The organism is Arthrobacter sp. CAN_A212, from assembly GCF_015752345.1.
In the GTDB taxonomy this organism is placed as follows: Bacteria; Actinomycetota; Actinomycetes; order Actinomycetales; family Micrococcaceae; genus Arthrobacter_D.
In genome coordinates this window covers 1-6,358 of the sequence record NZ_JADOUT010000045.1, presented here as the reverse complement: position 1 = coordinate 6,358, position 6,358 = coordinate 1, and the positions used below count along the sequence as shown (strand labels likewise).

The window sequence follows — 6,358 nt, the reverse complement described above, 5'->3', positions numbered from 1 at the left end:
ACAACCAGGACGCCAAACCATTCACCTGGACCAAATCAGCGGAGTACCTCCTAGGCAAGATGAAACGCAAACAAACCATTAACACGGAGCACTAGAGGGAGGCTGGCGGTAGGTCACCCCTTTTCGCGTGCTCGAGATTGCAACCCTACGAAATTTCGCGTGTCAGCGTCGTGGTTTGTGGTTCTTCAGGTGCGCTACCGTTCCATCGGCGCAAGCGCCGCCCCGTCGGTCGCATGATGTAGGCAGCTACTCCGTGGCCAGCGCTGACCCATCCGGCATCTCTGATTCCCGAGCGACCCGTTGGTCCTGACGGCGGCGGTCAACGGCAGTACCGTGCACGGACCGGAAAAAACCGCAGAACCGAGCAGTCCTACGGAGGGAACCGCGCCGCGTGCCCGGACTATCCCCGCGAGACCCGACCGCGCAAGGCACCGAACGCGAGTGTGAAACTAACCGTTCCGACGATCAGGATGGCGAGGAGCCCTGGCCAGAGGTCGGCCCATATCCAGCCGTCAGTGAGGAGTGATCTGAGTGCTGACAGCAGATAGGTGATCGGGTTGTAGTCGGCGATCGTCGCAAGCCAACCAGTGAGCGCTTCCTTCGGCAGGAACGACGTGGTGAGGAATGCGAAGGGGAAGAACAACAGGAACGATGAGTTGACTGCCGCCGGGCTGCCGGTGCGCAAGGCGATGGCGTAGGGGAATCCGGTGAAGGCTAGTCCCCAGAGGCCTGCCAAGACAACGAATCCAACCACTCCCAGCAATCCGGTAGCAAAGTTCACCCCGACGATGGCCCCGAGGATGAGCACCGGCACGCAGAGAGCCATGACCAGAACAAGATCGGCAACCATCAGCCCGAGGAGAAGGGCCGACCGGCGCATGGGAGTCAGGAGGAGCCGGTCGAAGTATCCGCTGCTGATGTCAGTCACCAGTCCGCTGGCTCGCGATACCCCGGTGACAGCGAAGACGATGGCCACAGGTAGTTGGAACGCCCTGAAGTCTTCCACTCCCGTGGCTTGCGCGACAGGTTCCAACGCACCGATGTTCACCACGAAAAAGAAGAGTGGAATGACCAGGGCGGGGATGACTGCGGCCGGTTCACGCGGGATGGCCCGGAGAGCCCGCCCCGCCACGGAAATGAGGTCGCGAAGAAATCCAGCGCTCCTGGGTTCAATCCGGGACGCTCTGGTGGTTGCCGTAGTCATGAGGACTCCTGCGAATGCGATGGATTTAAGGTGCCGAGCGTGGCCGAGCTCGAGTCGGTAATGTGCTCGCCGGTCACTGAGAGGAAAACATCGTCGAGTGAGGGGCGGCGGAGAGAAAGTTCGAGCACCTCGACGTCAGGCACTTGCGCCAGGGCCACGGCGATCGGACTGATCGCTGATGGGCCGTCGGAGACACTCAGGGTCAGGGTTTCGCCGCTGCCGTCGATCCGTTCAACCAGGTCCAGGTTTTCGAGGGTCTGCCGGGCCTTGAGAGGATCGCCCCCGAGGGTAACGGTGACGACGTCCGTCCCGATGGCGCGTTTGAGCTCAATGGGTGTTCCCTCCGCGACCAGTTTTCCCTTGTTGATGATGCCGACGCGGTCGGCGAGTTCGTCCGCTTCCTCGAGGTATTGGGTCGTTAGGAATACGGTCATTCCCAATTCGTCGTTGAGCCGTCGTACCTCCTGCCAGACTTTGGCACGGCTGACCGGGTCGAGGCCGGTAGTGGGTTCGTCGAGGAACAGCACTTCCGGGTCGTGGACGAGGGCGAGGGCCAGGTCGAGTCGTCGTTTCATTCCCCCTGAGTAGGTGGCGATTCTGCGGTTGAGCGCGTCCCCGATATCGACGAGCTCCGTCAGCTCACTCACACGCGCCCTCGTTGCCTTCTTCGATAGGCCGTAGAAGCGGCCTTGCAGTGCGAGCATCTCCGCCCCCGTCTGCTGATCATCCAGCGCGGCTTCCTGGAGTGCAACGCCGGCACGCAAGCGCACTTGTCCGGGTTCAGTGTCCACATCGTAGCCAGCCACTGTCGCACGACCCGCTGAAGGTTTTAACAGCGTGCACAGGATCCGGGTGAGCGTGGATTTACCTGCTCCGTTCGGTCCGAGGAACCCATAGATCTCTCCGCGCTGGACGGTGAGAGAGACGCCGTCGACGGCGTTCACCTCCCCAAAGCGACGTACAACACCATCAGCACTGATCGCTATTTCGCTGAGTGCCATCTCTGTCCTCTTTCCACCCGCAATGGGTGTTCATCAATCATGCGCGGCATCGTTCAGGGGAGTTCGGCTCGGCCAGAACGTCCTGGCGTTTTGCGTCGATGAGAGAAGGATAGTCCTTGGTAGTCAAGAGAACCTGGACAGCAACCGGCTCGCGGGCATGCCCGCCCGGCTACCCGAAGCAAAGCGCCTCACCACGGTGTTTACCTACCCGTATTCGAATCGACACGATGCTGCACTGGGTCTAGCCGTCGGCGACACCCGGGCGGGCTCCCCGCGACCTCGTTCCCGGTCTTCCGTGATCCCGCCGGCAACCTCCTCCGCTTCAATTAGCTCGCCGAGGGCATTGTTCTTTCGGCCCGCCTGTTAAGCGCTCTAGGAGCACGGTCGGCGCGACCCGCGTGCCTAGATGGCCGTGGTGGGGGCAGCGTCCTCGGTCCCGGATTCCCGGAGCGCCTTGCGCTTCCGTGCCCGGTCCAGTGCGTTGATCATGGGTGCGGCGGTGACGCCGTGGAGGAGAATGGACATTACAATCACCAGGCCAACAATCCGCCACAGGACTTCGTCCTCTCTGGCGAACTCTCCTTTGGAGAGTGCGTAGCTGAGGTAGTAGATGGAACCGATCCCCCGGACGCCGAAGAAGGAAATGACGCCACGTTCCCAAGGCCCAGTGGTTCCTCGGGCGAGGCTGATCCAGGCGGCAATGGGCCTAACCAGCAGAAGGAAAGCGAGGGCCAGGAGGATTTCGCTGACGGTAACCCCTGCCAACAAGCCTCTCGCAACGGCGCCGCCCAGAAGGACGAGCACCACCACGGTGAGGAGGCGCTCAAGCTGCTCGATGTAGCTGTGCAGGATGCCGTGGAACCCGTGGGTCTGCTCTCCTGACCGGATGGTTACGGCGCACACGAAGACGGCGATGAAGCCGTACCCCTCGATCATCTCGGTGACCCCGTAGGTTAGGAAGGTAGCTGCGAGCGCAACGAACCCCTCCGAGTGACTCGCCATCCGTGCGCTCTCAATCCGGGACCGGAAGAAGACACGGCCCAGAAGCTTCCCCATCCCGTACCCGAGCAGGCATCCGATGCCAATCCGCCAGACGACATCCAGGGCAAGAAACTCGGGAAACCAGGCAGAGGGAGCAGCGCCCACCAGGCTGATGGCGATGGCGAGATAGACGAAGGGAAAAGCCAGACCATCGTTCAGTCCCGCCTCGGAGGTCAACCCAAACCGCACCTCATCCTCAGATTCGAGGGCCTCCTGCGTCTCGGAGGGCTCCCCGACCTGCACTTCCGAGGCCAGCACCGGATCAGTCGGTGAGAGAGCAGCCGCGACGAGGATCGCGCCGGCCAGTCCCAGGCCTAGCACCCACATCCCCAGCAAGGTGAAGGCGATCAGGCACAATGGCATGGCGATACCCAGTAACCGCCAGGTGGTCGCCCATCTCTTGCGGCCCACTTTTCTGTCCAGGGCCAGTCCTGCACCCATGAGAGAGACGATCACGCAGATCTCACTGAGGTGGATGGTGATGTCGCTGTAGGCGATGGGGTCTGGATCCGGCAGGTCCTTGGCAAAGGTGAACGTGAGGAAACCCGCAGCCAGGAACATCATGGGCATCGACACCGGAGCCCGCATCAACAGGCGGGGCAGCAAGGCGGCGGCGAAGACCGCCAGGCCTGCGGCAACAAAAACCAGACTTGGCGCTTCGAACACCGGTGCCTCTTTCCATCTGTGGATCGGTCACCCTGTGTGAACCCTTTCCGAGCGGCTTCGCCGGATCCTCGGATCAGATATTACCGCCATCCGACCCACGCAAAGTTGCCGGCCCTTCTCGCCTGCGATCAAATTGGTGATCCCACCGGCAACCTCCTTCGCTGCAACCAGGTTCCCGACAGCTAGTCAGCGAGGGTGCAACTGTTTCCGTCGATGATCAGGCTCATGGTCGGCAGCTCGGACGTTAGCTCAGCTTCAACAGTGCACAGCGACACCGCGGTGACCGTTACGGTACCGAGGGGAATATCCCCGATCACCACGCTATGTCCGGTGCTCATCTCCTCGGCGAGGATCATTTCCTGATCCGGACCGACAATCTGTATTTCGTAAGAGACCTGCTCGAAGTCCGGCGCAACAGCCCGCACCTCAACTTCGACGCTGCCCGGCGTCGAAGTACACCCGCTCATCATTCCAGCCAGCAGAAGTAGGGTGATGCAACCGGCAGGACGTCGAATGACCATGGGCCAATCCTGCAGCAGAAGCTATCCAACGGCAATGTCCGCAGACTCCGAACATTGCCTTCGCCGGGACCTCTTGGTCACAAAAGTAGCGGGCCGGAACCGGGACGGGAGACGATTGTTCTGTGATCCCCCCTCCGTACCGATCACTATTTGTCGCGGTTGCCGGATCACACCATCGGCAGCACCGTCCGGTGGGCTCTCCGCCCGTGAACTGACTTCCCAAGGATCTGACCAATGAACAAGACCGTCAAAGGGTGGCTCCTGCTGGCCACCGCGATTGTTGCCGAGGTGACCGGGTCCCTGTCCCTCAAAGGTGCCCTTGACCACCCCGCGCTGTACGCCCTCGTCGTCGGCGGTTATCTTGGCGCGTTCATTCTGCTCGCCATCGTGCTCCGAACCGGGATGGCGTTGGGCGTCGCCTACGGCATCTGGGCAGCGGCGGGCGTCGCCCTGACTGCCGTCGGATCGCTCGTCGTGTTCGGGGAGCCGATCACTCCGTTGATGGGCATCGGTATCGTCGTCATCATTGCCGGGGTGCTCTGCGTCGAGCTGGGCTCCCAGGCCACACACGAGAAAGCAGGGGTGGCATAGTGGCGTACCTGTTCCTCATTGGAGCGATCATCTTTGAGGTCGCAGGCACCGTCTCCCTCCGCCTCGCGGTTGACGACAAGCGGTGGTACGGCGCCGTCGTCGTCGCTTATCTGGTGGCTTTTACGATGCTCGCGCTCACGCTCGCCGGCGGCCTTCCCCTCGGTGTGGCCTACGGGATCTGGGCGGCGTCCGGCGTCGCGTTGACCGCGATGATCGGCAGATTCCTGTTCAAGGAGCCCTTCACCTGGCTCATGGGGCTTGGGATTATTCTGATCATCGGCGGCGTCCTGCTGATCGAGCTCGGCGCAACCCATTGAGATGCCCCGCAGTTGCTTCCGGAGGGGAATGCCTCCCGCAAGTGGCTTGCGCCCACAGGTTGAGCGAGGGTTGTACCGGCCAGCCCGGTGACCAACCTCTTGACCATGTGGTAACCACATAGTGTTCGCTGGAGGGGACCAAACAATAGGAAGCGGAACCTCACACATGTCATGGAGCACACGGGAGGTCGCGGATCTCGCGGGCACCACGGTGAACACCGTGCGTCACTACCATCAGATCGGCCTACTGGAGCAGCCTGACCGTTTATCGAACGGCTACAAGAAGTATCAGGTGCGTCATCTGGTCCGGATCCTCCAGATCCGGCGCCTTCGCGATCTCGGCGTCCCCCTGGACCAGATCGAACGGGTGGGAGTGGGCGGCGACGCTTCAGTAGAAGCTCTCCAGGAGATCGAGCTGGATCTCAGCACAAGCATTGAGCGGCTGGAACGCGCCCGCACCGAGATCCGATCCATCCTGCAGGGCTCATCGTCTGCGGATTTGCCAGCAGGCTTTGAGGACGTTGGTGCCCGGCTCACACCCAACGAACGGTCGCTGATGCTGATCTACTCGCAACTGTACGACGACCAGGCGATGGCCGATCTGCGGGACATGCTGGCCGCCGAGGTGGATGACGCCACTGTTGCCTTCGACGCGTTGACCCCAGACGCCGACGAAAGCACCCGTCAGCAACTGGCCGAGGAGTACTCAGTGCCCCTGGCACGGGATCTGGCCAAGTATTCGTGGTTGACCGATCCGGGGATGCATCAGTCCAAAGGACCGCGGGTGACGCAGGAGACGCTGGTGGAATCGGTCACGGCACTCTTCAACCCGGCGCAACTGGACGTGCTGGGCCGCGCAAGCCTGCTGGCCCTCGACCGTCTGGCAATAGAGCAGGCGGCAACGGAGCACACTGCCCCCGGTGACGGCGACGGCGACGGCGACGGCGACGGCGACGGCGACGGCGACGGCGACGGCGACGGCGACGGCGACGGCGACGGCGACGGCGACGGCGACGG

7 protein-coding genes are annotated in these 6,358 nt (G+C 62.3%); 3 read left to right on the top strand and 4 right to left on the bottom strand.

Going from position 1 to position 6,358, the window contains the following annotated elements; translation table 11 throughout:
• Positions 1-400 precede the first annotated feature (400 nt).
• The 4 genes from IWX64_RS16395 to IWX64_RS16380 form a co-directional block, all read right to left on the bottom strand.
• Positions 401-1,204 carry an ABC transporter permease gene (locus IWX64_RS16395; protein WP_196868194.1) on the bottom strand — a complete coding sequence of 268 codons (804 nt, stop codon included), beginning with the start codon at positions 1,202-1,204 and terminating at the stop codon, positions 401-403.
• Positions 1,201-2,205, bottom strand: a complete 1,005-nt coding sequence (locus tag IWX64_RS16390) for an ATP-binding cassette domain-containing protein (protein ID WP_196868193.1) — start codon at positions 2,203-2,205, stop codon at positions 1,201-1,203. The genes IWX64_RS16395 and IWX64_RS16390 overlap by 4 nt, the downstream gene beginning before the upstream one ends.
• A gap of 402 nt (positions 2,206-2,607) precedes the next feature.
• Positions 2,608-3,912, bottom strand: coding sequence for a cation:proton antiporter (locus tag IWX64_RS16385; protein WP_196868192.1), 1,305 nt, complete (start codon positions 3,910-3,912; stop codon positions 2,608-2,610).
• 182 nt (positions 3,913-4,094) lie between these two features.
• Positions 4,095-4,433: a hypothetical protein gene (locus IWX64_RS16380; RefSeq protein ID WP_196868191.1), complete on the bottom strand. Its 339-nt coding sequence runs from the start codon at positions 4,431-4,433 to the stop codon at positions 4,095-4,097.
• A gap of 234 nt (positions 4,434-4,667) precedes the next feature.
• Between IWX64_RS16380 and IWX64_RS16375 the strand changes: the two genes are divergently transcribed.
• From IWX64_RS16375 to IWX64_RS16365, 3 genes are all read left to right on the top strand, one after another.
• Complete coding sequence (locus tag IWX64_RS16375) at positions 4,668-5,024, top strand: DMT family transporter (protein WP_196868190.1); 357 nt, start codon at positions 4,668-4,670, stop codon at positions 5,022-5,024.
• Positions 5,024-5,341 (top strand): DMT family transporter, encoded by a 318-nt coding sequence (locus IWX64_RS16370; protein WP_196868189.1) that lies wholly within the window; start codon positions 5,024-5,026, stop codon positions 5,339-5,341. Before IWX64_RS16375 ends, IWX64_RS16370 begins: the two co-directional genes overlap by 1 nt.
• 166 nt (positions 5,342-5,507) lie before the next feature.
• On the top strand, positions 5,508-6,358 hold an 851-nt coding region (locus IWX64_RS16365; RefSeq protein ID WP_196868188.1), incomplete at its 3' end, for a helix-turn-helix domain-containing protein.